The 977-nt window shown below is 71.1% G+C and carries 1 protein-coding gene; it reads right to left on the bottom strand.

Annotation, left to right across the window (positions count from 1 at the left end; genetic code table 11):
* Positions 1-945 (bottom strand): outer membrane protein (locus MKK69_RS15970; protein WP_409564824.1); only part of this gene is annotated, 945 nt, incomplete at its 3' end.
* Between the last annotated feature and the right edge of the window lie 32 nt (positions 946-977).

Here is a 977-nt window from a genome sequence, read left to right as displayed (position 1 = left end):
GGCGCGGATGACGGCGAACTCGTCGGAGCGGCGGCCGAGGGTGTTGTACGCCACCGGGAAGTTGGTGGCGGCGTTGATGACGAACGCGCCCTGGTTGCGGGTGTTGCGGTCGAGGTTGACGTACAGGCCTTCGACCTTGAGGGTCACGGCCGAGGAGGGGAAGAAGGTCAGGAACGAGTCGGTGGGGAGCGCGGACTCGACGCCGCCGCCGAACGCATAGCCGGTGCGGAAGCTGTCCGTGCCGGCGTAGCCGCCGAAGGAGCGGTCGGCGCTGCCCGAGCCGTAGGCGAAGCCGCCGGGGAAGCTGTTCGCGGCGTGAGTGCTCAAGCGGCCCTGGTTCCGGGTGTTGCGGTCGGGGTTACCTGACAGGCCTGCGACCATTGGCGTCCAGGCCGAGGAGCGGAAGAGGTTCAGGACCGAGTCGGTGGGGAGCGCGTACTCGACGCCGCCGCCGACCGCATAGCCGGTGCGGAAGCTGTCGTTGCCGGCGTAGCCGCCGAAGGAGCGGTCGGCGCTGCCCGAGCCGTAGGCGAAGCCGCCGGTGCCGTACACGAGGGTGCGGTCGAAGGCGTAGCCGAGGCGGCCGCGCCCGGTGCCGAAGTAGTCGAGGCTCGACATGCCGCGCGGGTCGGTGACGTAGTAGCCGGGGGCGAGGGCGCCGTTGATGAAGGCGCTGTTCCGGCTGCGGCCGAAGTCGGGGTACTGGGCGTTTGCCTCGTTGCCGACGACCACGCCAGCGCCCGGAGTGAACTGGTAGGTGTAGCCGATCTGGGCGCCGCCGGAGAAGCCGTCCTGGCTGCGGTTGCCGAAGGTGGCGGTGGTGCCGGCGGCGGCGTGGGGGGACGGGACGCGGAAGGTGGAGTTGTTGTTGCGGCCGCTGGAGGCGTCGAACGCGTAGCCGGCGTTGATACCGGAGTAGGCGCCCGTGCAGGTGAACAGCGGCACGGGGGTGAACACCGGCGGCGGCGCGGCGCGGC

Source organism: Methylobacterium sp. J-026, assembly GCF_022829585.1.
GTDB lineage: Bacteria > Pseudomonadota > Alphaproteobacteria > Rhizobiales > Beijerinckiaceae > Methylobacterium.
Note: the sequence above shows the minus strand (reverse complement) of the source record. Positions and strands in the feature narration are given on the sequence as shown.